Source organism: Roseateles sp. P5_E4, assembly GCF_054049255.1.
This window is the reverse complement of sequence record NZ_JBFUMS010000009.1, coordinates 294265-317665: the sequence shown is the minus strand read 5'-3', so window position 1 is coordinate 317665 and position 23401 is coordinate 294265. Positions and strand designations below refer to the sequence as shown.

Below are 23401 nucleotides of genomic sequence, written 5' to 3'. Positions count from 1 at the left end.
ACGCTGCATTCCCTGATGAGTTCGGCGTGCAGCCGACGTTAAGCGGCGTGATGGGACGATCGATGGTGCTCGTCATAAAGACAGCAGCGAGAGCGCAGCGGGTCGCGTCGTCCCGAAACGGCGCTGAAAGTTTTCGCGCGACGCTCCTGGCGTCGTCGCGCTCGTGTGCGGTTCAGGGCCTCTTCTTTGGTGACTTTCTTCTGGCCCCGCAGAAGAAAGTTACCCGGCCGCCGGGACGGACTCCCGGCAATGCAGCGATCACCAGCGCTCTACGCAAAGACAACCAACGAAACCATCAAATCTTCATCTCCCAGCGCAGCTGCCACTGCGTATAACTCGGCCCCCCACTGCGCGACGTGATGACCTGATCCCCAGTGGAGAAGACCGTCCCCGTGAAGTAATCCATCGCCGACAGATTCGTCGCCGACAGCCGCAGCGACTGCTCCGTGTTGATGGCCCATAGCGCAAACGCGTCGACCACCGCCTTGCGGCTGGCCGTGGTCTCGGTGATCAGCGTCTGCTGGATGGTGGTCGACGGCGTCCAGTTCAGCGAGGCGCCCAGCGTCAGCGGGACTGAGCGCAGCCGGTAGTCGGCGCCGAGGTTGGCCGTGCCCTTGGGCTGGCCGTCGATGTGGTTGTTCGGCCCCGGGATGCCCTCGACGTGCGACGTGAAGACGCTGAAGTTGCTGCGCACATTGATGGGCAGTGCACCCTCGAAATACTCATCGAGGCGAAAGCGCGCCTCCAACTCGACACCAGCGGTCGACGCCTTGCCGATGTTCTGCGGGCGAGCCACCCAGCGCTGCGTCGCGGCCCAGGGCACCGTCTCCAACGCCGTCACGGTGCGCATCAGGTTCGAGATGCGGCGCGCGAAGAAGTTGGCACTGAGCAGGCCGCCCTTGGTCAGGTAGTGCTCGTAGCCAATCTCGAAGCCGGTCGCCAGCTCGGGCTTGAGGTCGGGGTTGCCGGCGCGGTCGGGCGTGTTGGCCTGGTGAGGCACCTGGCTGTTGATGGTCGGCCGCGCGATCAGGTCTTGCAGCTGCGGGCTGCGGTAGCTGCGCGTCAGGCTGGCGCGGATCATGTCGCGGCCCTTGTCGTCGAGCTTGTAGCGGGCATGCGCCAGCGGCGTGAAGACGCTGGACTTGTTGCGCGCGTCGTAAGTTGCGGCGCTGGATTTGGTGGTGATGCCTTCCCAGCGCAGGCCGGCGTAGAAGTCCCACTGCTTGCCAACGTTCCACTCGTCCTGCGCATAGGCCGCCACGCGCACCGAGGACGCGTCCAGGTCGTCGCCGAAATCGTCCAGCCCCGGCTGGGGCGCGCCGTTGACCAGGGTCACGCGGTTGGTGTGCCGTGTTGTCCCTTCGCCCTCGATGCCGCTGACAAGAGCATGGTCGCCGCCCAGGTTGTGCGAGATCTTGGCCAGTGCGCTCCAGTTGCTGTCGCGGCTGGTGTTGTTGTCGTCCTGCAGCCGCGTGGCCGCACCGGCCAGGCGTTCCTGGCGCACGCTGTGGCTCTCGCCGCGCGCGCGGCCCAGGCCACCGCGCGCTTCGACGCGGGTGTCGCTGCTCAGCTTGCTCTGCCACTGCGCGTTCAGGCGCGCCATCGTGAAGCGGTTGTCGCCGTCGGTGTCGGCCTGGTCGAAGAAGCCGGGCGGCTGCGGATTGGGCTGAGGCGTCGTCGTTTGCAGCAGCTGGGTGTTGCTGCTGGACTTGGTCGAGACGATGAAGGGCTGGATGGCCAGGCTGTCCGTCGCGTTGAGCTTGAACTGCACGCGGCCGGTCAGGTTCAGCGCGCTGCGCTGGTCTTCGGTGCGGCCGCGCGAGGTCAGCAGGCTGTCACTGTTGCTCGCGACGGTATGGGTCAGCGTGTCATTGATGATGTCGTCGATACGCTCACCGCGCATCGCGTTGACGGTCAGGTTGTAGGCATGGCCCTCGCCGAAGTTGTCGTTGCGCGTCCAGCTGATGCCGGGGCTGATCTGGCCGCGCTCGGTCGCGAAGCCGGCGCGGAACTCGTTGAGCTTCTTCTTCAACGCCTCGCGCAGCACGATGTTGATGGTGCCGGCGACGGCACGCGTGCCGTACTCGGCCGTGGGTGCGCGCAGCACCTCGATACGCTCGACCTGCTCGGGCGGCAGCTGGTCCAGCGAGAAGCCGGGCGGCATGCGCTCGCCGTTGACGAGGATCTGCGTGTAGCCGCCGCCCATGCCGCGCATGCGGATGTCGCCGCCGCGGCCCGGGCGGCCGCCGGTGGTCACGCCGGGCAGGCGCTTGATCATCTCGCCCAGCGTCGAGTCGCCGAACTTCTCGATCTCTTCGCGCGTGATGACGATCTTGCTGGCCGTGGAGGCCTTGCGGATGGATTCGTCAGTGGCCGTGCCCGTGACTTCGACGCGCTTGAGCTGCTCGGACTTGGCGTCGGCGGGCTTGGGCGCCGGGCGAGCCGGCGCGGAGGCCGCCGCATCGGGTGCGGCGGGGAACTGCGCAAGGGCAGGCAAGCTGCCGCAGGCCACCAGCAGGGCGGCCGCGGATACACGGGTGAGTTGCATGGCCGGCAGTGTGCCGCGCGGGCCCGGCCGCCTTGTGGCGCCGCGGTTAACGAAAGAATTCTTTACCGACGTTGCCGCGTTTCAGTCACCGTGGTGACGATTTCGCGGTGCATCGGCGCCAGCCTGGCCAGCATGCCGTTCTGCGCGCTGAAGGGAATGCCCTTGGCATCCATGGCCTGCTGCAGGATCTCCACCAGCGCATTGAAGTCGCGCCGGGCGATGTCCAGGTCCTGGTGCACCAGCTTCATCGGCACGCCCTTGTAGACGCAGGGGCCGCCGGCCTCCTGGCAGAGCTGATCGGTCAGCTGGGTCGCCAGGTTTTCGCGGTTGGTGTTCTTGAAGAAGGGCGCCGTGCGTGGGTCGGTCAACAGGCGCGGCACGAAGTCGTCCATGACGGCGCGGATGCCGGCCTTGCCGCCCCAGGCCTGGTAGACGCTGTCGTTGGCGGGGGGCGTCTGCGCGAACGCGCCAGCGCAGGTGAGCAGCAGGCAGGCAAGAACGGCGCGGGCCATGGCGAACTCCGGGTCAGAGCGCGAACTGCGCGGACAGATAGCCGCCGGTCTGGCGCTTGGGTTGCACAGCCGGCGCGATGCGGCCGAGGTCCACCCAGGCAGCGGTCAGCGAGACATGCTTGTTCGGCGCCCAGGCGATGAAGATGTCCTTCCAGTCGTCTTCCTTCAGCGCGCCCGCGCCCAGCACCGACTGGTTCAGGTTGTCCGGCTTGGCGCGGAACTCGACGCCGACGGCCAGGTTCTTGGCCAGCAGCTTGGCGAGCGAGAACTCGGGTTGCAGCCGGTAGCCCTTGCCCTGGGCCCCGCCGAAGCCCAGCAGCCCATTCTGGTTGGCCTTGGTGGCGCGCAGCGTCAGGTTGACGAGCACGCCGTCGGCCAGGAAGAGCTTGGTGGCGCTGGCGTAGAAGTCCGTGCCCGAATCCCTGGCGCCGAGTGGCCCGAACAGCGTCGGGCCGAGGTTGCCGGCGTGGGTCTTCTTGTGCTCCAGGCCGATGGCGATCTGGGGCATCAGCGTGTCGCTGTCCAGCACGGCGTCGCCAATGACGCGTAGCTTCACGCCCAGGATGTCCTGCTTCAGGTGCAGGCCGTCCAGGCCGAGGGGAGCGAGGTTGCTTTCGGTGTCAAAGTCCTGCCTGGCCAGCGAGACCTCGATGCGGTCGTGGAAGGCGATGGCCGCGCCATAGGTCAGCAGGCCGTAGTTGCCGGTCTTGGCGCGGGTGACGAAGGCGGTGGCGCCGACTTCGCCGGCCGTGGCATAGCTGCCGGTCACGGCCCAGGGCGTCAGCCCACCGCCGGCGGCGCCGTCGATGCTGGACACGCCGCCGGTCAACAGCAGCTTGCCGGACTGGGCAAGGGCCGAGGTTCCCAGCAGGGCGGCGGCAAGCAAGACAACAGGTCGGCGCATGAAATCTCCGGCGGCAATGCGGGGCCGCCTCACTCTACGCACAAAGCCCGCCGACTGGATGCAGACCGCTTGCGGGCTAGACTGTTCGCCCCGTTTGCCGTGAACTGTTCCCTGCCATGACCGCGATCTCCGATGTCCAGCTGCAACCCCTGCTGCAAGCCGTGGTGGACCCCGGCAGCGGCCGCCCGCTGGGTGAAGCCAAGGCGGTCAGGTCGATCAAGGTGGATGGCGCGGATGTCGCCGTCGACATCGAACTGGGTTACCCGGCTGCCAGCCAGCACGCGGCCCTGCGCGCGGCTGTCATCGCCGCGGCCAAGGGACTGGCGGGCGTCGGCAATGTCAGCGTCGCCATCACCACCCAGGTCGTCGCTCACGCGGTGCAGCGCGGCGTGCAGCTGCTGCCGGGCGTGAAGAACATCATCGCCGTCGCCTCCGGCAAGGGTGGCGTGGGCAAGAGCACGACGGCCGCCAACCTGGCCCTGGCCCTGCATGCCGAAGGCGCCCGCGTGGGCGTACTGGATGCCGACGTTTACGGCCCCAGCCAGCCGCTGATGCTGGGCGCCAGCGGCCGGCCCGAGTCGCTGGACGGCCAGAACATGGAGCCCCACATCGCGCACGGGCTGCAGGTCAACTCCATCGGCTTTCTCGTCGAGGACGACCAGGCCATGATCTGGCGCGGCCCCATGGCCACGCAGGCGCTGGAGCAGCTGCTGCGCCAGACCCGCTGGCAGGAGCTGGACTATCTCGTCATCGACCTGCCGCCCGGCACCGGCGACATCCAGCTGACCCTGTCGCAGCGCGTGCCCGTCACCGGCGCCGTCATCGTCACGACGCCGCAGGACATCGCGCTGATCGATGCCAAGAAGGGCCTGAAGATGTTCGAGAAGGTGGGCATCCCCATCCTCGGCATCGTCGAGAACATGGCCGTGCATATCTGCTCCAACTGCGGCCATGCCGAACATATCTTCGGCGCCGACGGCGGCCAGAAGATGGCGGCCCAGTACGGCACCGAGCTGCTGGCCTCGCTGCCGCTGGCCATGAGCATCCGCGCCCAGGCCGATTCGGGCACGCCCACGGTGGCTGCCGAGCCGGACGGTGAGGTAGCGAATCTTTACAAGGCGCTGGCCCGCAAGGTCGCGGCCAAGATCGCCGCCCAGGGCAAGGACTACTCGGCCAAGTTCCCGAGCATCTCGATTTCCAAAACCACCTGATACCCGACTGATCCAGTCCCCCAGGGTTGCCCTGCCTGGACAAGGGCCCTCCTTTGTGAAGAAATCACGTCGCGGTGGCCAACGATGGCTGCTGGCGTGATTCGTTCCTGCACAAGAGCGGGCCCTGCCCGCAGGAGACAGCCGAATGGACATGAACCGGAGGGCTTTCTTCCGGGTGAGCGGCGCGGGGCTGGCAGCGTCCAGCCTGGTAGCGCTGGGGTTCTCGCCAACGGCCGCCCTGGCCGAGGCGCGCAACTTCAAGCTTGCCCGGGCAACCGAGACCCGCAACACCTGCCCCTACTGCTCGGTGGGCTGCGGCGTCATCATGTACTCGTTGGGCGACAAGGCGAAGAACGTCACGTCGTCCATCATCCACATCGAGGGCGACCCCGACCACCCGGTCAACCGCGGCACGCTGTGCCCCAAGGGCGCCGGCCTGCTGGACTTCGTGCACAGCCCCAACCGGCTCAAGCACCCCGAGATCCGCGAGCCGGGCAGCAAGGAGTGGAAGCGTGTCGGCTGGGACGAGGCCATGGACCGCCTCGTCAAGCTGATGAAGGCCGACCGCGACGCCAACTTCATCGCCCAGAACGCCGACGGCAAGACGGTGAACCGCTGGCTGACCACCGGCATGCTCTGCGCCTCCGCATCCTCCAACGAAGCGGGCTACATCACCCACAAGGCGATGCGCTCGATGGGGATGCTCGCATTCGACAACCAGGCACGTGTTTGACACGGCCCGACGGTGGCCAGTCTGGCCCCGACGTTTGGCCGCGGCGCGATGACCAACCACTGGGTGGACATCAAGAACGCAGACCTGGTACTGATCATGGGCGGCAATGCCGCCGAGGCCCACCCGTGTGGTTTCAAGTGGGTCATCGAGGCCAAGCACCACAACAAGGCCAAGCTCATCGTCGTGGACCCGCGCTTCACGCGCTCGGCCGCCATGAGCGACTACTACGCGCCCATCCGCGCGGGCTCTGACATCGCCTTCCTGGGCGGGGTCATCAACTACCTGCTGACCAACAACAAGATCCAGACCGAGTACGTCAAGGCCTACACCAACGCCAGCTTCATCGTCGGTGAGGACTACAAGTTCGAAGCCGGCATCTTCAGCGGCTACGACGAAGCCAAGCGCCGCTACGACAACAAGAGCTGGGGCTACGAGCTCGACGACAAGGGCTTCGCCAAGGTCGACCCGACGCTGGAGCACCCGCGCTGCGTGCTCAACATCATGAAGGCGCACTACTCGCGCTACTCGCCCGAGCAGGTCAGCAAGATCACCGGCACGCCCAAGGACAAGTTCCTGAAGGTCTGCGAAATGATCGCGGAGACCTCCAGGCCCAACAAGGTCATGACCATCATGTACGCCCTGGGCTGGACACAGCACAGCCAGGGCTCGCAGATGATCCGCACCGGCGCCATCATGCAGCTGCTGCTGGGCAACATCGGCCTGCCCGGCGGCGGCATGAATGCGCTGCGCGGCCACTCCAACATCCAGGGGCTGACCGACCTGGGCCTGCTGTCCACGTCGCTGACGGGCTATATGAGCCTGGCCCGCGACAGCGAGCAGGACCTGGAGACCTACTACAAGACCCGCGCACTCAAACCACTGCGCCCCGGCCAGATGAGCTTCTGGCAGAACTATCCCAAGTTCTTCGTCAGCCAGCAAAAGGCCTGGTGGGGCAAGGCCGCCACCGCCGAGAACGACTGGGCCTACCACTACCTGCCCAAGTGGGACAAGGGCTATGACGTGCTGCAGACCTTCGAACTGATGGGCCAGGGCAAGCTCAACGGCTACATCTGCCAGGGCTTCAACCCGGTCGGCAGCTTCCCCAACAAGAAGAAGATCATCGGCGGCCTGTCCAAGCTGAAGTTCCTCGTCGTCATCGACCCGCTCAACACCGAGACCGCCGAGTTCTGGAAGAACCACGGCGAGCACAACGACGTGAAGAGCGAGGACATCCAGACGACGGTGTTCCGCTTCCCCAGCACCTGCTTCGCGGAGGAGGACGGGTCCCTCACCAATTCCGGCCGTTGGCTGCAATGGCACTGGAAGGGCGCCGAGCCCCCCGGTGAAGCCAAGGGCGATCCCGAGATCATTGCGCAGCTGTTCATGCGCATGAAGGCGGCCTACGTGAAGGAGGGCGGCGCCTTCCCCGACCCCATCGTCAACCTGAGCTGGCCCTATCTGCAGCCCACCAACCCCTCGGCCGAGGAGCTGGCCAAGGAGTACAACGGCAAGGCCCTGGCCGACGTGACCGACCCCAAGGACGCGACCAAGGTGCTGGCCAAGGCAGGCGAGCAGCTCAGCGGCTTCGGCTTGCTGCGCGACGACGGCAGCACCTCCAGCGGTTGCTGGATCTATGCCGGTGCCTGGACGCAGGCCGGCAACCAGATGGCCCGGCGCGACAACGCCGACCCCTATGGCATCGGCCAGACGCTGGCCTGGGCCTGGGCCTGGCCGGCCAACCGGCGCGTGCTCTACAACGCGGCGTCCTGCGACCCGACCGGCAAGCCCTGGAACCCCAAGCGCCGGCTGATGGCCTGGAACGGCGAACGCTGGGGCGGCTCCGACGTGCCCGACATCCGGCCCGACGCCAACCCGACCGATGCCGACGCGGTGCGGCCTTTCATCATGACTGCCGAGGGCGTGGCGCGGCTGTTTGCACCGACCGGCCTGGTCGACGGCCCGCTGCCCGAGCACTACGAGCCCTTCGAGACGCCGCTGGCCAACAACCCCATGCATCCGCAGAACGCCAAGGCCAAGTCCAACCCGGCCGCGCGCGTCTTCAAGGGCGACATGGAGGCCTTCGGCACGCCCAAGGACTTCCCGTACGTGGCCACCAGCTACCGGCTCACCGAGCACTTCCACTACTGGACCAAGAACGTGCTGACCTCGGCCGTGCTGCAGCCGCAGCAGTTCGTCGAGATCGGCGAGGAGCTGGCCAAGGAGAAGGGCGTCGCCAACGGCGACTGGGTCAAGGTGAGCAGCAACCGCGGCTTCATCAAGGCCGTGGCCGTTGTCACCAAGCGTATCCCTTCGCTGGACGTGGACGGCAAGCGCATCCACACCGTGGGCCTGCCGAACCACTGGGGCTTTGTCGGCGTGGCCAAGCCCGGCTATCTGGTCAACACGCTGACCCCCTTCGTGGGCGACGCGAACACGCAGACGCCGGAGTTCAAGAGCTTCACCGTGAACCTTGAGAAAGCCTGAGGGAACACGTCATGTCTTCACTTCAATCCCTGGACATTGCCAAGCGCTCGGCCACCACGACGCCATCGACCCAGGCCCGCAAGCATGTGGCCGAGGTCGCCAAGCTCATCGACGTGTCCTCCTGCATCGGCTGCAAGGCCTGCCAGGTGGCCTGCATGCAGTGGAACGACCTGCGTGACGACGTCGGCGACAACCACGGCACCTACGACAACCCACGCGACCTGACGCCCCAGAGCTGGACGGTCATGCGCTTCTCGGAAGTGGAGGTCGAGAAAGACAAGCTGGAATGGCTGATCCGCAAGGACGGCTGCATGCACTGCGAGGACCCGGGCTGCCTGAAGAGCTGCCCGGCGCCCGGCGCCATCGTCAAGTACACCAACGGCATCGTCGACTTCATCTCCGAGCACTGCATCGGCTGCGGCAACTGTGTGACGGGCTGCCCCTTCGACGTGCCGCGCATCAGCAAGGTCGACAGCAAGGCCTACAAGTGCAGCCTGTGTTCCGACCGCGTCGGCGTCGGCCTGGAGCCGGCCTGCGCCAAGGCCTGCCCGACCGGCGCCATCCGCTTCGGCACCAAGGAGGACATGCTGGACTACGGCGCCGAACGCGTCGTCGACCTGAAGGAGCGCGGCTATGCCAACGCGGGCGTCTACGACCCGGCCGGCGTCGGCGGCACCCACGTCGTCTATGTGCTGCAGCATGCCGACCAGCCCGAGCTCTACAGCGGCCTGCCCAAGGACCCGAAGATCAGCCCGCTGGTGTGGCTGTGGAAGGGCGCGGCCAAGCCGCTGGCTGTTGCGGCCATGATCGGCGCGGTCATCGCGGGCTTCTTCCACTACACGCGCGTGGGTCCCATCGAGGACCCGGACGACCCCGAAGCGGATCGCAACGTCGCCCGTGACGATGCCGACCACCCCACCGCCTGACAGGAGCGCACCATGGCAACCCGCCTTCTGCAGCGCTACAGCGCTGGCGACCGCACCAACCACTGGTTGATCGTGCTGTTCTTCCTCGGTGCCGGCCTCTCGGGCCTGGCCTTCTTCCACCCGGCCTTCTACTTCCTGACCGCGCTGTTTGGCGGCGGCACCTGGGCGCGCATCCTGCATCCCTTCATGGGAGTGGTGATGGCGCTGTGCTTCGTCGTCATGTTCATGAAGCTGTGGCGGCACAACCGCATGACTGAGGCGGACAAGGAATGGATGAGGCACAGCGGCGACATGCTGCGCGGCGACAAGAGCCACATGCCGCCCGTGGGCCGCTACAACGGGGGGCAGAAGGTGGTGTTCTGGCTCATGGCCGCCAGCCTGCTCGTGCTGGTGCTGACCGGCTTCGTTTTCTGGCAGCCCTGGTTCGCCGACAGCTTCCCCATCCTGGCACGGCGCATCGCCGTCGTGCTGCATGCGCTGTCGGCCACGGTGCTGATCCTGACCGTCGTCGTGCACGTCTACGCGGCCATCTGGGTCAGGGGCTCGCTGCGCGCCATGACGCGCGGCACGGTGACCGAGGGCTGGGCGCGCCAGAATCACGCGCTATGGCATCGCGAAATGACCAATGACCGTCGGTAGCTCCCAGAAGATCCTCAGCCCGGAAGAGATCGCCGTTCGCGCCGGCGAGCAACTGAGCTTTCTGCACCTGCCCGAGCCCGGCGTGTTTGCCGATCGCGCGTTGCGCCTGCGCGCGCTGGCCGACGGGCATGCCATGGGCGACTTCCTGCGCTTCGTCGCCGAGCTGGCCGACGCCCAGCACCGCGCGCTGTCGGCCCAGGTTGCCGTGCCGCTGCCAACGCCGGACGACATCGACGCCGCCGCCCGCGCCGGCGCGCCGCTGCTGCCGGCCGAAACCTGGCCGCGCGAGCCCATCTGGCGCGACTCGCTGCGTGCCCTGCTGACCGACCTGGCCCGCCGCCTGCCCGACGGTCCCGCCAAGGCCGCCGCGCTGCAGCTCGCCGCCGCCAGCGACGAGCAACTGGAGACCCAGGCCGGCCGCCTGCTGTCCGGCGTCATGCTGGGGCTGGACCTGGCCGGCGCACCGCTGATCGCCGCTGGCCTGCAACTGCATTTCACGCGCCTCGTGCGGCAGACCTATGCCGCGCATGTCGACGCGCCCGTGCCGCCCTTCGGCCGCACCGACGACCCCACGCTCTGCCCCTGCTGTGGCTCCCGCCCGGTCGCCTCGCTGGAGCGCCTGGGGGCCGAGGGCGCGCGTTATCTCGCCTGCGGCCTGTGCGCCACGCAATGGCATTACGTGCGCATCAAGTGCACGCACTGCCAGAGCACCAAGGGCATCTCGCTGCAAAGCCTGGTCGCGGCCGATGGCGCCTCGACCACCACCGGTGCCGTCGTGCAGGCCGAGTGCTGCAGCGAGTGCGGCCACTACCTGAAGCTGATGCACCCGGCCCGCGACAACGGCGTCGAGCCGCTGGCCGACGACCTCGCCAGCCTGACACTGGACCTGCTGGTCGGCGAAGCCGGCTTGCATCCGCATGGCGTCAACCTGTTGCTGCTGCTCGGCGAGCCGGACGAGGCACCGCCGCCAGGACGAGAGCACTGATGGCTGCGCCCGACGAATCCGTGGTCCACGGTTCCAAGGCAAGTCCAAAAGACCTCCCGGCCCTGGACAGATTGCTGCGCGAAGCCGCGCCGCTGGTGGCCGAGCATGGCCACACGCTGGTCGCCAAGGAGGCGAGGGCGCTGCTGGACGCGCTGCGCACCCAGGCCCTGGCCGGCGCGTTGACCCGTTCGGACCTGGACGGCCTGCCCGCCGCGCTCGCCGCCCGCGTGCAGGCCCGCATGCGGCCCGCCATGCGCGCCGTGCTCAACCTGACCGGCACCGTCATCCACACCAACCTCGGCCGCTCCCTGCTGGCCGACGCTGCGCTGCAGCAGGTGCTGGCGCTGATGGGCTCGCCCAACAACCTCGAGTTCGACCTCGCCGCGGGTGGCCGCGGCGACCGCGACGAACTGATCGAAGCCCTGCTGTGCGAGCTGACCGGCGCGGAGGCCGCCACCGTCGTCAACAACAACGCCGCGGCCGTGCTGCTGGGCATTGCCGCGCTGGCCCATGGCAAGGAAGCCATCGTGTCGCGCGGCGAGCTGGTCGAGATCGGTGGCGCCTTCCGCCTGCCCGACGTGATGGCCGCGGCCGGCGCGACGCTGGTGGAGGTGGGCACCACCAACCGCACCCACCCGCGCGACTACGAGCAGGCCATCACGCCGCGCACCGGGCTGATCGTCAAGGTGCACACCAGCAACTACCAGGTGCAGGGCTTCACGGCGGCGGTGGACGAGGCCACGCTGGCGCCCATCGCGCATGCCGCCGGCCTGCCCCTGATGACCGACCTCGGCAGCGGCGCGCTGGTGGATCTGGCCGCCTACGGCCTGCCCGCCGAGCCGCTGCCCCAGGCCATGCTCGCGGCCGGCTGCGACGTCGTCACCTTCAGCGGTGACAAGCTGCTGGGCGGCCCGCAGGCCGGCCTCATCGTCGGCAGCAAGGCCGCGGTGGGCCGAATCCGCAAGTACCCGATGAAGCGCGCGCTGCGCCTGTCCAAACTGCCCCTCGCGGCGCTGGAGGCCACGCTGCGGCTCTATCTGCGGCCCGAAAGGCTGGCGCGGGACCTGCCGACACTGCGCCTGTTGACGAGGCCTCAGGACCAGATCGCCGCGCTGGCCCAACGCCTGCTGCTCGAGATCGCCGCCGCTGTCGCGCCGCGCTTCACCGTCGAGACGGTGGCACTGCAGAGCCAGATCGGCTCTGGCTCACTCCCTGTCGAGCGGCTGCCGTCTGCCGGCCTGGCAATCAGCGCGGTCGACGGCCGCGGCCGCACGCTTGAAGCGCTGGCCACCGCGCTGCGCGAGCTGCCACGACCCGTCATCGGCCGCGTGCAGGACAACCGGCTGCTGCTGGACCTGCGCTGCCTCGAAGAGCCCGCGCTGCTGACCTCTCAGCTCGCCTTGTTGAAGGAGGCCCTGGCGTGATCGTGGGAACCGCCGGCCACATCGACCACGGCAAGACCACGCTCGTGCGTGCGCTGACGGGTGTGGACACCGACCGCCTGCCCGAAGAGAAGGCGCGTGGCATCAGCATCGAGCTGGGCTATGCCTATCTCGATGTCCCTGATCACGATGAACGGATCGGCTTCATCGACGTCCCCGGCCACGAGAAGCTGGTGCACACCATGCTGGCCGGTGCCAGCGGCATCGACTTCGCATTGCTGCTGGTTGCGGCCGACGACGGCGTCATGCCGCAGACGCGCGAACACCTGGCGGTGCTCAGCCTGCTGGGCCTGACGCACGGCGTCGTCGTGATCACCAAGGCTGACCGCGCCGAGCCCGGCCGCGTTGCCGCGCTGCAGGAGGATGTGAGGGCGTTGCTCGCCGGGACGGGCCTGGATACCGCGCCCATCCTGGCCGTGTCCGCGCCCACGGGCGATGGCCTAGGTGAACTGCGCGACCTGCTGTTCGACGCCGCCCGCCAGCTGCCGGCCCGCGCCTCCCAGCACCTCGCCGCCCGCCTCGCAGTCGACCGAGCCTTCAGCCTCGACGGCGTCGGTACCGTCGTCACCGGCACGCTGCACGCCGGCGAGATCGCGGTCGGCGACGAACTCGTCATCCAGGGCCATCGCGCGCGCGTGCGCAGCCTGCATGCGCAGAACCGAGCTGTCGAGCGAGCCCAGGCCGGCCAGCGCTGCGCCGTCGCGCTTGCCGGCCTCGCCAAGGAGCAGGCGCCGCGCGGCCAGTGGCTGACCGCGCCGGCCGTGGCGCTAGCGACCGAACGCCTCGATGCGCGGCTCACGCTATGGCCCGGCGAGGCCAGGCCGCTGCGCTCGGGCACGCGTGTTCACCTGCACCTCGGCGCCCAAGCCGTCATGGCCAGTGTGGCGGTGCTGGACGGCGACGCCATCGAGCCCGGCGGCACGGCCCGCGTGCAGCTCGTCTGCCACGCGCCCGTCGGTGCCTGGCGCGGCGACCGCCTCGTGCTGCGCGATGCCGGCGCCAGCCGCACCATCGCCGGCGGCATCGTGCTCGATCCCTTTGCGCCTGCGCGCTATCGCCGTGCCCCCGAGCGGCTTGCCGAACTCGCGGCCTGCGAGCTGCCCACCGCCGAGCAACGCCGCGAGCGGCTGACGGCGCTGTCGTCGCTGGGGCTGGACCTGGCCCGCTTTGCGCAGGCCGAGGGCCTCGCCGAGCCGCTGGACGGCTGGTCCCTGGGCACCGAGGCCCGTGCGGCGCTGACGACCAAGCTGCTCACCACGCTGGCCGACTTTCATGCGAAGTCGCCTGACGAACTCGGCCCCGATGCCGCGCGGCTGCGCCGCCTCGTCGCGCCCCGCATCGCCGAGGCCTTGTGGCGCCAGCTGCTGGCTGAGCTGCGCGCCGCGGGTCACATCGCCCAGCGCGGCGGCTGCATGCACCTGCCCGAGCACGGCGTGCAGCTGTCGGCCGCCGAGCAGCGCATCGCCGAGAAGATCGCGCCCCGGCTGGCCGCTGCGGGTGCGGAAGGCGCCTGGGCCCGCGACCTCGCCAAGGACTGCGCCGAGCCCGAGCCGCTGATGCGCGCCACGCTGGCGCGGCTGGCCCGGCAAGGCGAGCTGCACCAGGTGGTGAAGGACCTCTATTGCGACACGGCGACGATGACCCGGCTCGCCGGCATCGCACGCGCTATCGGCGCCGAGCAGGGCACGGTCACCGCCGCGGCCTTCCGCGACGCGACCGGCCTGGGCCGCAAGCGGGCCATCCAGCACCTGGAACATTTCGACCGCGTTGGGCTGCTGCGCCGCGTGGGCGACGAACATCGGCTTCGGGCGGACAGCGCGCTGTTCGCCGAAAGCATCACGTCATGAGGGAAGGGCAACGACACCGGTGTGTCGGCCGGGCTTCAAACCCGGTGGGTGGCGCCACGCGCCGCTGGGAGGGTTCGACTCCCTCGCCCCTCCGCCATCGGGCCCGTCCATGCTGATCGCCGGCACCGAAATGCCCGAGGCGCTCTGGTACTGGGTCGACGACCAGACCTGGGCCGAACCGCTGCCCGACGGCCATGTCCGCATCGGCATCACAGCCCTGGGCCTCAAGGCCTCGGGCGACATCTACATGTGCCGCCCCAAGCCGGTCGGCAGCGAGGTCGAGCAGGGCCGCTCCATCGGCGTTGTGGAGCTGGCCAAGTCCATCGTGTCGGTGAAGTCACCGCTGTCGGGCCGGGTCGTCAAGGTCAACGAGGCGCTGGAAGAACGGCCGGAGCTGGTGCATCAATCACCCTATGACGCCGGCTGGCTGGTCGAGCTCGAGCCGTCGAATCTCGACGCCGAGAAGGGCCGGCTCGCCAGCGGCGGGGACGCGATCCGCCAGGCGATGCAGGAGTGGGCATGGCTGAACCAGCTGAGCTGAAGTCTCGAACCGGCCTCGCCATCCTGCTCTGGGCGGCCGATCCCGACGACCCGGTGCGCCTGGCCACGCCGTTCGCGCATGCCGCCGCGGCAGCGGCTCTGGAACTGCAGGTCGAGGTCTATTTCTCGGCTCGGGCGGTGCTGCTTCTCAAGCCCGGCGTGGCCGACCAGTTGCGCGCGTCAGAGCACTTCGACAAGACCATTGCCGGCTGGATGAAGGACGCGCTGGACCATGGCGCGCGCTTCTTCGCCTGCTCCGACGCCCTCGCGGCGCAGGGCCTGACGCTGGCCGATCTGATCCCCGCCGGCCGTCATCACGGCGGTGCGGTCCAATACGCCCTTCGCGCGGCCGACCCCGCCTGGGCCACGCTCGTTTTCTGACCCCTTGCTTCCCACGACTGGAGAACCCTGATGACCGCCTTCCCCCGTTCCGTCGCCCGTGTGGCGCGTGGCCTGGTTGCCGTGCTGGCGCTCACCGGCGCCGCGGCCCAGGCTCAGCAGGTGCTGCGCGTGACCGCCATCCCCGACGAGTCGCCCACCGAGCTGGCGCGGAAGTTCGCGCCGCTGGGGGCCTACCTGGAGAGCAAGCTCGGCATGAAGGTCGAGTGGACGCCGGTGACCGACTACGCCGCGGCTGTCGAGACCGTCGTCAACAAGAAGATCGACCTGGCCTGGTTTGGCGGCTTCACCTTTGTTCAGGCCAATGTGCGCTCGGGCGGCAAGATCGTCCCGCTGGTGCAGCGCGAGGAGGACGAGAAGTTCCGCTCCGTCTTCATCACCGACAAGGCCAGCGGCATCGCCAAGCTGGAAGACCTCAAGGGCAAGACGCTGAGCTTCGGCTCGCAGAGCAGCACCTCGGGCCACCTGATGCCGCGCAGCTTCCTGCTGGCCGCCAAGATCAACCCCGATGTGGACCTGAAGCGCGTGGCCTTCAGCGGCGCGCATGACGCGACCATCGCCGCCGTCGCCAGCGGCAAGGTGGACGCCGGTGCGCTGAACATCTCGGTCTGGGAGAAGTTCGTGGCCGACAAGAAGGTCGACCCGAACGAGGTCAAGGTCTTCTACACGACGCCGCCTTACTACGACTACAACTGGTCGGTCCACGCCGACATGCCGCAGGCCCTGCAGGACAAGATCAAGGCCGCCTTCCTGGCACTGGACCCGAACACGGCGCAGGGCAAGGAGATCCTCGGCCTGCAGCGTGCGACCAAGTTCATCGCCACCAAGCCTGAGAACTACGTCGGCATCAAGGCCGCTGCCGAGAACGCTGGTCTGTTGAAATGATTGAACTGAATGGCGTCGACGCCGCCGCGCTGGGCGGTGTGGCGCCGGTGCTGCGCGGCATCACTCTTGAGCTGGCCGCCGGCGAGCAGGTGGCCGTCATCGGCGCCTCCGGCGCGGGCAAGACGACGCTGCTGAACCTGCTCGCGCTGATGCAATGCCCGTTGGCCGGCCGCTTCACGTTGCTGGGCCGCGAGCCCTGGTCGCTGGCGCGCGCCGAGCGCCGCCGGCTGCGTGCCGGCATTGCACTGGCGCCCCAGCATCCGCCGCTGCCACCACGCCAGCGCGTGGCCGTGGCCGTGCTGGCTGCGCGGCTGCCGCGCATGTCTTTCGGCCGCGCACTGCGCACCTTGTGGAGCCCGCCGGACGCGGCCCTTGCGCAGGACGCGCTCGAAAAGCTCGGCCTGCCCGACAAGCTCTGGCTGCGTGTGGACCGCCTCTCCGGCGGCGAGCGCCAGCGTGTGGGCCTGGCGCGGCTGCTGGTGTCCGACACCCAACTGTGGCTGGCCGATGAGCCGCTCGCCGCGCTGGACCCGACGCGCGCCGGGCAATCCCTGGCGGCGCTGCAGGACGGCGCCCGCGCCGCTGGCGCCGCGCTCGTCTGCAGCCTGCACCAGGTGGACCTGGCGCTGGCGCGTTTTCCACGCGTGATCGCGCTGCGCGCCGGGCAGCTGGTGTTCGACGGTGCGCCGTCGGGCCTGGGCGGTGACCTGCTGGACGAGCTCTACCGCAGCCAGCTGGAGCCGCCGCCCGAGATCGCGCCGTTGCCGCAGCCCGTGCCTCTGCCGCAGGCGATGTGCCGTTGATGAATCCCGCCCTGCGCGACCCGGCGCTGAACCGCCGCTGGCTGGCCCTGCTGATCGGCCTGGTGCTGCTGTGGCCGCTGCTGGTGCTGTCCGAGTTCAAGCCCTGGACGCTGCTGGACGAGCGCGGCCTGCGCGCCACCGGGCGCTATCTCGCGCAGTTCATCCACATGCGCAGCGACGCCGAGTTCCTGCAGATGCTGGCGTGGGACACCTGGCGCACGGTGGCCATCGCGACCGCGGGCCTCACGCTGGCGCTGGTGCTGGCCGTGCCGCTGTCGCTGCTGGCCACGGCGCGCTTGTCCGCCAGCACGCTGGAGGGCCGGCCCGGCCCGGCACGTTGGCTGCGCCGCGCGGTGCGGGCGCTGCTGGTGGCGCTGCGGTCCATTCCCGAGCTGATCTGGGCGCTGGTGTTCGTGCGCGTCGTGGGCCTGGGCGCCACGGCCGGCGTGCTGGCCATTGCCATCGCCTACGGCGGCATGCTGGGAAAGGTGTATGCGGAGATCCTGGAAAGCGCCGATGCCGCGCCCACGCACGCCCTGCTGAGCGCCGGCGCCACGCGCTGGCAGGCGCTGTGCTTCGGCGCGCTGCCGAGCTGCCTGCCCGAGCTGCTGAGCTACACCGTCTACCGCTGGGAATGCGCGGTGCGATCGTCGGTCGTGCTGGGCTTTGTCGGTGCGGGTGGGCTGGGCCAGCAGCTGGACAACGCGTCCAAGATGTTCGCCGGCAACGAGGTCAGTGCCATCCTGCTGGTCTTCATCGGCCTGGTCATGCTGAGCGACGCCTTCAGCCGCTGGCTGCGCGGGCGCCTGGGATGACACGCGAACCCGTTAGAGCGTCGACCTGGGCCGTGGTGGCCGGCCTGTTGGCGCTGGTCATCGCCAGCTTCTGGTCGCTGAACCTGCAGTGGTCGGCCTTCCTGGGCGCGGATGCGCTGGCCAGCATGGGCCGCTTCGGGATGAGCTTCTTCCCGCCGCAGCTCGCGCCGGCATTCATGGCCAAGACCGGCTGGGCGCTGCTGGAGACCTTGGCCATGTCGGCTCTCGGTACAGCACTGGCGGTCGTTGGCGGCCTGCTGCTGGCGCTGCCGGCCTCCGGGCAGGGCGTGGGCCGGGCGGTGGCGCGCATGGTGCTGAACCTGCTGCGCAGCGTGCCCGAACTGGTCTGGGCCACGCAGCTGCTCATCCTCGCCGGCCTGGGGCCGCTGCCCGGCACGCTGGCCTTGGCCCTTCACACCAGCGGCGTGCTGGGGCGGCTGTTTGCCGAGAGCTTCGAGAACGCGCCGGCGGCCGGGGCGCTGGCGCTGCGCCAGCGCGGCCTGGGCGAGGGGCGGGTGTGGCTGTTCGCCACGCTGCCGCAGACGCTGCCGCAGCTGGTCAGCTACACGCTGTACCGCTGGGAGAACAACATCCGCGCGGCCAGCGTGATGGGCGTCGTCGGGGCTGGTGGCCTGGGCCAGATGCTGAGCTACCACCTGGGCCTGTTCCAGATGGCCGAGACGTGCACGGTGCTGGCCGGCATGATCGCGCTGGTCGGCCTCGTGGACGCGCTGTCCTGGGTCGCCCGCAAAAGCCTCACGCGATGATTCCTGAACCCCTGCAAGCCCTGCTGACCCGCTATTCGGTCGGCCCCAAGCATCTCGTCGAGCCCGGCCCCAGCGACGAGCAGCTCGCGCTGATGGTCCAGGCCGCGCTGCGCGCACCCGACCACGCCGAACTGGTGCCCTATCGGTTCAAGCTGGTGCGCGGCGCCGCAAGACAGGGCATGGCCGCCCTGTTTGCCGACGCGGCCCGTGCGGCCGGCAAGGGCGAGGAGGGCGCAGCCCTGGATGCCGAGCGGGCGCTGAAGCCGCCGATGACGGTCGCCGTGGTCGCCCGCATCGACCTGGGCCACCCGCAGGTGCCGGCCCACGAGCAATGGGCGGCCGTGGGCGGCGCCATCGCCAACTTCCTGACGGCGGCGCATGCGCTGGGCTTTGGCGGCAAGATGCTCAGCGGCGCCAAGGTGCGCAACCCGGCCATCGCCGCGGCCTTCTGCGAGCCGGGCGAGACGCTGGTCGGATGGATTGCGCTGGGCACGCCCGCGCGCCGCCCCACCGGGCCTGCGCGCAAGCCAGCCGCCGATCAGGTGCTCGTGGAGTGGCAGCCGCTCACACCAGCCCGGTGAACTTCAGCAAGTTCCAGAAGCTGATCTCGTTGCCGATCATCGGCACCCAGCCCGCCGGCGCGGCATTGCGGAAGGAGCGCGGGTCGGCGTCGACGATGCCGTTGAACACCTCCATCAGGATGCGCCCGCCCACCGGGCCAAGCTGGGAGATCGAGCAGGGGCCACTGGCGAAGTCGTCGTCGTTCAGGTCCCGCTTGCCGGCCTCGCGCCAGTAGCTCAACACCGGCGCCTGCGCCTCGGCCAGGATGTAGAACCACAGCGGCGTCTCGGTCAGGAAGCGCTTGTCGGCACTTTCGATGCTCTTGAACGTGAAACCGTCGGCGCCTTCGGCGCGTACCATCAATTCGTCGGGGGTCAGCGGCTTCTCGCGCAGCTTGGCCGCAAAGGCCTGGCCGGTGGCGATGGCATAGCTGGGCAGGTTGCCGCGCTTGAGGTTGAGTGCCGCCAGCGACGCACCGCCGCCCACGCTGGGCGGCAGCTTGGCCAGCGGGTCCACCAGCGAAGGGTCGATCTTGTAGGCCCATTGCAGCCGCACGGCAGGGTTGTTCTCCACCGGCTCCGGGCCGTTCTTGACGGGGATGCCGAAGCTCGGCGAGAAGAAACGGCCCCAGTCGTCGATGACATGCGCCGCGGGCAGCGGCTGGAAGCCGATCAGGCTGTCGTCGGTGAGGTCGCCGCCGTCGAAGATGAGCTTCTTGGTGGCACTGTTGAGCCGGTAGCCCCGCCTGACCATGGAGTGGCCGTAGCGGTAGGCCGCGCCGACGAATTCCTTGGGCAGCTGGGTGCGCAGCGTCGGCACGTAGAGGTCGTAGGCGGCGTCGCCGAGGGCCGCGCGGCGCTGGGTGAAAAAGTCGTAGGTGTGGGTGTTGACGATGCGCAGCAGGTAGTCCTCCAGCACGACGCGCTGGTAGGTCCAGGTGACCTCGGCGCGGGCGCGCTCGAAGAGGTTGCTGGTGTCGCCACTGGCAGCGAGCTTGGCGACGACGGCGTTGTGGAACTTGATCATGGCCAGCTGGATCTGGCAGACGATGGAGTTCTCGTCGTTGCGCTTGTCGCCAATGATGGCGCGGCCATTCGCCGGCTGGCGCATCAGATCCAGGCCAGTGGGGTCGATCAGCAGCGTGGCGCCGTCGGCGGCGTACATGTAGGGCTGGTCCTGTGGGCCGGCGCCGTAGACGCAGTCCAGGTCCAAGGCCGGGTTGCGCAGGTTGGACGCGGCGTCCGTGGGTCGTGAGAAGGACGAGGTGACGTCCAGCGTCAGGTCATGGTCGATGAACTGGCCGAAATAGGTGTAGCCGGCCGGCACCTTCAGGTTCTCCTCGGCGTCGGCGCCGTCGTTGAGCTCGTCGTCCGGCACGACCATCAGCGCGGCCAGCGCGTCGAGGCTGGCGTCGCTGAAGGGCCTGGGGTTCTCGGGCAGCAAGCGGACGAACTTCTGTTCTCGTGTACCGAGCAGGCCGTGGCCTTTGAGCGGGATGGGCATGGCGGTCTCCTGAAAAATGCGTGCAGACAAGCATCCTGAGCCTCGGTTCCGGCCCTCGAATCCCCAGACTTAGGGAAGTGCTGCCTCTGGCACGCTTCAAGCTAGGTGTTCGCTACGATGGGTCGACATCAAATATCGAGCAAAGCGAGATGGAACTCACTCCACGTGTTCGACCGGCCTTTGCGGTCGCTCGGGCTGACTGAAAAATATCGAGCAAAGCGAGATGGAACTCACTCCCCGAGAGAAAGACAAGCTGCTGCTCTTCACTGCAGCACTGCTCGCCGAGCGCCGCCGCGCGCGCGGCTTGAAACTCAACTATCCCGAGGCCGTCGCCTTCATCAGCGCCGCCATCCTCGAAGGCGCGCGCGACGGCAAGACGGTCGCGCAGCTGATGAGCGAGGGCCGCGAGATCCTGACCCGGGCCGATGTCATGGACGGCATCGCCGAGATGATCCCGGAGATCCAGGTCGAGGCCACCTTTCCCGACGGCACCAAGCTCGTGACCGTTCATCAACCCATTGCCTGAGCCCTTCCCATGCGCAAAATGCTTTTGCTGCTGCCGTTGATCGGCGCTTCCGCCCTGGCCCACGACGGCCACGGCGCACCGGGTATCCACCTGCACGGTTGGGATGGCGTCGGCATGACGGCCCTCGTCGCCGCGGCCGGCTTCGCGATCTGGTGGTTCGCCAAGGGCCGCAAGTGATGGTGCCGGGCGAATTGATCACCGCTGAGGGTGAACACGAACTCAACCCGGGCCGCCGCACGCTGACGCTGAAGGTCGCCAACACCGGCGAGCGGCCCATCCAGGTCGGCTCGCACTACCACTTCGCCGAGACCAACGCGGCCCTCGGCTTCGACCGCGAGGCCGCGCGCGGCATGCGCCTGAACATCTGCAGCGGCACGGCCGTACGCTTCGAGCCGGGGCAGACGCGCACCGTCGAGCTGGTCGACCTGGCCGGTGACCGCACGGTCTACGGCTTCCGTGGCCTCGTGCAGGGCAAGCTATGAAGATTTCCCGCAGGGCTTATGCCGAGATGCTCGGCCCCACCGTCGGCGACAAGCTGCGCCTGGCCGACACCGCCCTCGTCATCGAGATCGAGCAGGACCTGACGCTGCGTGCCGGCGGCTACGGTGAAGAGGTCAAGTTCGGCGGCGGCAAGACCGTGCGCGACGGCATGGGCCAGTCCCAGCTCATCAACGGTCCCGGCCCGGGTGACGCGGTCGACACCGTCATCACCAACGTCGTCATCCTCGACCACTGGGGCATCGTCAAGGCCGACATCGGCCTGCGCGGCTGCCGCATCGCGGCCATCGGCAAGGCCGGCAACCCCGACGTGCAACCCGGCGTGGACATCGTCATCGGCCCCGGCACCGAGATCATCGCGGGCGAGGGCTTCATCGTCACGCCCGGCGCCATCGACACCCACATCCACTTCATCTGCCCGCAGCAGATCGAAGAGGCGCTGATGAGCGGCGTGACCACCATGATCGGCGGCGGCACCGGCCCCGCCACCGGCACGCTGGCCACCACCTGCACGCCTGGGCCGCATCACATCGCCACGATGCTGAAGGCGGCCGAAGCCTTCCCGATGAACCTCGGCTTCATGGGCAAGGGCAACGCCAGCCGCCCCGAGGCGCTGATGCAGCAGATCGACGCCGGCGCCATCGGCCTGAAGCTGCACGAGGACTGGGGCACCACGCCCGCGGCCATCGACAACTGCCTGAACGTGGCCGAGCTGACCGACACCCAGGTCGCCATCCACACCGACACGCTCAACGAGAGCGGCTTCGTCGAGGACACGATTGCCGCCTTCAAGGGCCGCACCATCCACAGCTTCCACACCGAAGGCGCGGGCGGCGGCCATGCGCCGGACATCATGCGTGTGGTGGGCGAAGCCAACGTGCTGCCCAGCTCCACCAACCCGACGCGGCCGTTCACCGTCAACACGCTGGACGAGCACCTCGACATGCTGATGGTCTGCCATCACCTGGACGCCGGCATCGCCGAAGACCTGGCCTTTGCCGAGAGCCGCATCCGCCGCGAGACCATCGCCGCCGAAGACATCCTGCACGACCTCGGCGCCATCAGCATGTTCTCGTCCGACTCGCAGGCCATGGGCCGCGTGGGCGAGGTGAGCCTGCGTTGCTGGCAGACGGCGCACAAGATGAAGGTGCAGCGCGGCGCCTTGCCCGGCGATGGCGCCGGCAACGACAACGCCCGCGTGAAGCGCTACCTCGCCAAGCTCGCCATCAACCCCGCGCTGGCCCACGGCATCAGCCACGAGGTGGGCAGCATCGAGGTGGGCAAGTGGGCCGACCTCGTGCTGTGGAAGCCCGCCTTCTTCGGCGTGAAGCCGTCACTCATCTTGAAAGGCGGCTTCATCGCCGCCGCCGCGATGGGCGACGCCAACGCGTCCATCCCTACGCCGCAGCCGGTGCACTACCGGCCGATGTTCGGCTCCTTCGGCGCGGCGCTTCAGCAAGGCTCGCTGACCTTCGTCAGCCAGGCCGGGCAGGGCAACGTCGAGAAGCTGGGCCTGGCCAAGACGCTGGTACCGGTGAAGGGCTGTCGTTCGGTCAAGAAGGCCGACATGCTGCTCAACAACTACCTGCCGGTGATGGAGATCGACGCGCAGACCTACGAGGTGAGGGCGGACGGCGTGCTGCTGACCTGCGAGCCGGCGAAGGAGTTGCCGATGGCGCAGAGGTATTTTTTGTTTTGAACATCAGGTGCAAGGGCTAACCGGGGCTAGCCGCCCAGACATTCTTCGCGCAGTCAGTCATCGTTCAGAAGAGCGCGGCTAGAGTCCACTGTTCGTGCAGCTTGGCACGCCACGCTCACCAGATCGATGCCTCGCCCACCTCTCGTACAAGCCACTGCCATCGACGTAGCGTCT

23 protein-coding genes and 1 tRNA gene are annotated in these 23401 nt (G+C 68.6%); 20 read left to right on the top strand and 4 right to left on the bottom strand.

The window, feature by feature from the left end; all coding sequences use genetic code 11:
- Window positions 1-335, top strand: a 335-nt coding sequence (locus tag ACXJLH_RS19300) for a hypothetical protein (protein ID WP_457445781.1), incomplete at its 5' end; no start/stop codon positions are given.
- Here the strand turns inward: ACXJLH_RS19300 and ACXJLH_RS19295 are convergent.
- The 3 genes from ACXJLH_RS19295 to ACXJLH_RS19285 form a co-directional block, all read right to left on the bottom strand.
- On the bottom strand, window positions 296-2548 hold the full coding sequence (locus ACXJLH_RS19295; protein WP_457445780.1) for a TonB-dependent receptor plug domain-containing protein: 2253 nt from the start codon (window positions 2546-2548) through the stop codon (window positions 296-298). The two genes, ACXJLH_RS19300 and ACXJLH_RS19295, sit on opposite strands and share 40 nt — an antisense overlap.
- Window positions 2549-2610: 62 nt before the next feature.
- Complete coding sequence (locus ACXJLH_RS19290; protein ID WP_457445779.1) at window positions 2611-3060, bottom strand: group I truncated hemoglobin; 450 nt, start codon at window positions 3058-3060, stop codon at window positions 2611-2613.
- 13 nt (window positions 3061-3073) lie between these two features.
- Entirely contained in the window at window positions 3074-3964 is an 891-nt protein-coding gene (locus ACXJLH_RS19285; RefSeq protein ID WP_457355954.1) for a DUF3034 family protein, read from the bottom strand.
- A gap of 116 nt (window positions 3965-4080) precedes the next feature.
- Here ACXJLH_RS19285 and apbC point away from each other — a divergent pair, with 116 nt between their 5' ends.
- From apbC to ACXJLH_RS19210, 15 genes are all read left to right on the top strand, one after another.
- Window positions 4081-5175, top strand: a complete 1095-nt coding sequence (gene apbC, locus ACXJLH_RS19280) for an iron-sulfur cluster carrier protein ApbC (protein WP_457445778.1) — start codon at window positions 4081-4083, stop codon at window positions 5173-5175.
- Window positions 5176-5320: 145 nt separating this feature from the next.
- Window positions 5321-8392 carry a formate dehydrogenase-N subunit alpha gene (gene fdnG / locus ACXJLH_RS19275; protein WP_457445777.1) on the top strand — a complete coding sequence of 1024 codons (3072 nt, stop codon included), beginning with the start codon at window positions 5321-5323 and terminating at the stop codon, window positions 8390-8392.
- Between the two features lie 11 nt (window positions 8393-8403).
- Window positions 8404-9318, top strand: coding sequence for a formate dehydrogenase subunit beta (gene fdxH, locus ACXJLH_RS19270; RefSeq protein WP_457445776.1), 915 nt, complete (start codon window positions 8404-8406; stop codon window positions 9316-9318).
- A 12-nt stretch (window positions 9319-9330) separates the two neighbouring features.
- The gene (locus ACXJLH_RS19265) at window positions 9331-9957 is read left to right on the top strand and encodes a formate dehydrogenase subunit gamma (protein WP_457445775.1); all 627 of its coding nucleotides are present in this window, start codon (window positions 9331-9333) and stop codon (window positions 9955-9957) included.
- A complete protein-coding gene (fdhE, locus tag ACXJLH_RS19260) occupies window positions 9944-10942 on the top strand; it encodes a formate dehydrogenase accessory protein FdhE (protein WP_457445774.1) in 999 nt (332 codons plus the stop codon). The genes ACXJLH_RS19265 and fdhE overlap by 14 nt, the downstream gene beginning before the upstream one ends.
- Complete coding sequence (gene selA, locus ACXJLH_RS19255; protein WP_457445773.1) at window positions 10942-12366, top strand: L-seryl-tRNA(Sec) selenium transferase; 1425 nt, start codon at window positions 10942-10944, stop codon at window positions 12364-12366. Before fdhE ends, selA begins: the two co-directional genes overlap by 1 nt.
- Window positions 12363-14231, top strand: a complete 1869-nt coding sequence (selB, locus tag ACXJLH_RS19250) for a selenocysteine-specific translation elongation factor (RefSeq protein WP_457445772.1) — start codon at window positions 12363-12365, stop codon at window positions 14229-14231. Before selA ends, selB begins: the two co-directional genes overlap by 4 nt.
- 1 nt (window position 14232) lies before the next feature.
- A tRNA-Sec gene (locus ACXJLH_RS19245) sits at window positions 14233-14328 on the top strand.
- 12 nt (window positions 14329-14340) lie between these two features.
- Window positions 14341-14772, top strand: a complete 432-nt coding sequence (locus ACXJLH_RS19240) for a glycine cleavage system protein H (protein WP_457445771.1) — start codon at window positions 14341-14343, stop codon at window positions 14770-14772.
- On the top strand, window positions 14751-15152 hold the full coding sequence (locus tag ACXJLH_RS19235; RefSeq protein WP_457445770.1) for a DsrE family protein: 402 nt from the start codon (window positions 14751-14753) through the stop codon (window positions 15150-15152). Before ACXJLH_RS19240 ends, ACXJLH_RS19235 begins: the two co-directional genes overlap by 22 nt.
- Before the next feature lie 30 nt (window positions 15153-15182).
- Window positions 15183-16055: a putative selenate ABC transporter substrate-binding protein gene (locus ACXJLH_RS19230; protein ID WP_457355946.1), complete on the top strand. Its 873-nt coding sequence runs from the start codon at window positions 15183-15185 to the stop codon at window positions 16053-16055.
- Window positions 16052-16858 (top strand): phosphonate ABC transporter ATP-binding protein, encoded by an 807-nt coding sequence (locus ACXJLH_RS19225; RefSeq protein ID WP_457445769.1) that lies wholly within the window; start codon window positions 16052-16054, stop codon window positions 16856-16858. The genes ACXJLH_RS19230 and ACXJLH_RS19225 overlap by 4 nt, the downstream gene beginning before the upstream one ends.
- Window positions 16858-17673 (top strand): phosphonate ABC transporter, permease protein PhnE, encoded by an 816-nt coding sequence (phnE, locus tag ACXJLH_RS19220; protein WP_457445768.1) that lies wholly within the window; start codon window positions 16858-16860, stop codon window positions 17671-17673. Before ACXJLH_RS19225 ends, phnE begins: the two co-directional genes overlap by 1 nt.
- Entirely contained in the window at window positions 17670-18440 is a 771-nt protein-coding gene (locus ACXJLH_RS19215) for a PhnE/PtxC family ABC transporter permease (protein WP_457445767.1), read from the top strand. The genes phnE and ACXJLH_RS19215 overlap by 4 nt, the downstream gene beginning before the upstream one ends.
- The gene (locus tag ACXJLH_RS19210) at window positions 18437-19021 is read left to right on the top strand and encodes a nitroreductase family protein (RefSeq protein WP_457445766.1); all 585 of its coding nucleotides are present in this window, start codon (window positions 18437-18439) and stop codon (window positions 19019-19021) included. The genes ACXJLH_RS19215 and ACXJLH_RS19210 overlap by 4 nt, the downstream gene beginning before the upstream one ends.
- Here ACXJLH_RS19210 and ACXJLH_RS19205 read toward each other — a convergent pair.
- Complete coding sequence (locus tag ACXJLH_RS19205; RefSeq protein WP_457445765.1) at window positions 19005-20504, bottom strand: peroxidase family protein; 1500 nt, start codon at window positions 20502-20504, stop codon at window positions 19005-19007. The two genes, ACXJLH_RS19210 and ACXJLH_RS19205, sit on opposite strands and share 17 nt — an antisense overlap.
- A 223-nt stretch (window positions 20505-20727) precedes the next feature.
- Between ACXJLH_RS19205 and ACXJLH_RS19200 the strand changes: the two genes are divergently transcribed.
- Genes ACXJLH_RS19200 through ureC form a run of 4 tightly spaced genes read left to right on the top strand, consistent with a single transcriptional unit; the run spans window position 20728 to window position 23227 of the window.
- Window positions 20728-21030: an urease subunit gamma gene (locus ACXJLH_RS19200; protein WP_056195107.1), complete on the top strand. Its 303-nt coding sequence runs from the start codon at window positions 20728-20730 to the stop codon at window positions 21028-21030.
- A 9-nt stretch (window positions 21031-21039) separates the two neighbouring features.
- Complete coding sequence (locus ACXJLH_RS19195; protein ID WP_457394616.1) at window positions 21040-21207, top strand: hypothetical protein; 168 nt, start codon at window positions 21040-21042, stop codon at window positions 21205-21207.
- Window positions 21207-21512: an urease subunit beta gene (locus ACXJLH_RS19190; protein ID WP_457355940.1), complete on the top strand. Its 306-nt coding sequence runs from the start codon at window positions 21207-21209 to the stop codon at window positions 21510-21512. The genes ACXJLH_RS19195 and ACXJLH_RS19190 overlap by 1 nt, the downstream gene beginning before the upstream one ends.
- On the top strand, window positions 21509-23227 hold the full coding sequence (gene ureC, locus ACXJLH_RS19185) for an urease subunit alpha (RefSeq protein ID WP_457445764.1): 1719 nt from the start codon (window positions 21509-21511) through the stop codon (window positions 23225-23227). The genes ACXJLH_RS19190 and ureC overlap by 4 nt, the downstream gene beginning before the upstream one ends.
- The last annotated feature ends 174 nt before the right edge of the window (window positions 23228-23401 follow it).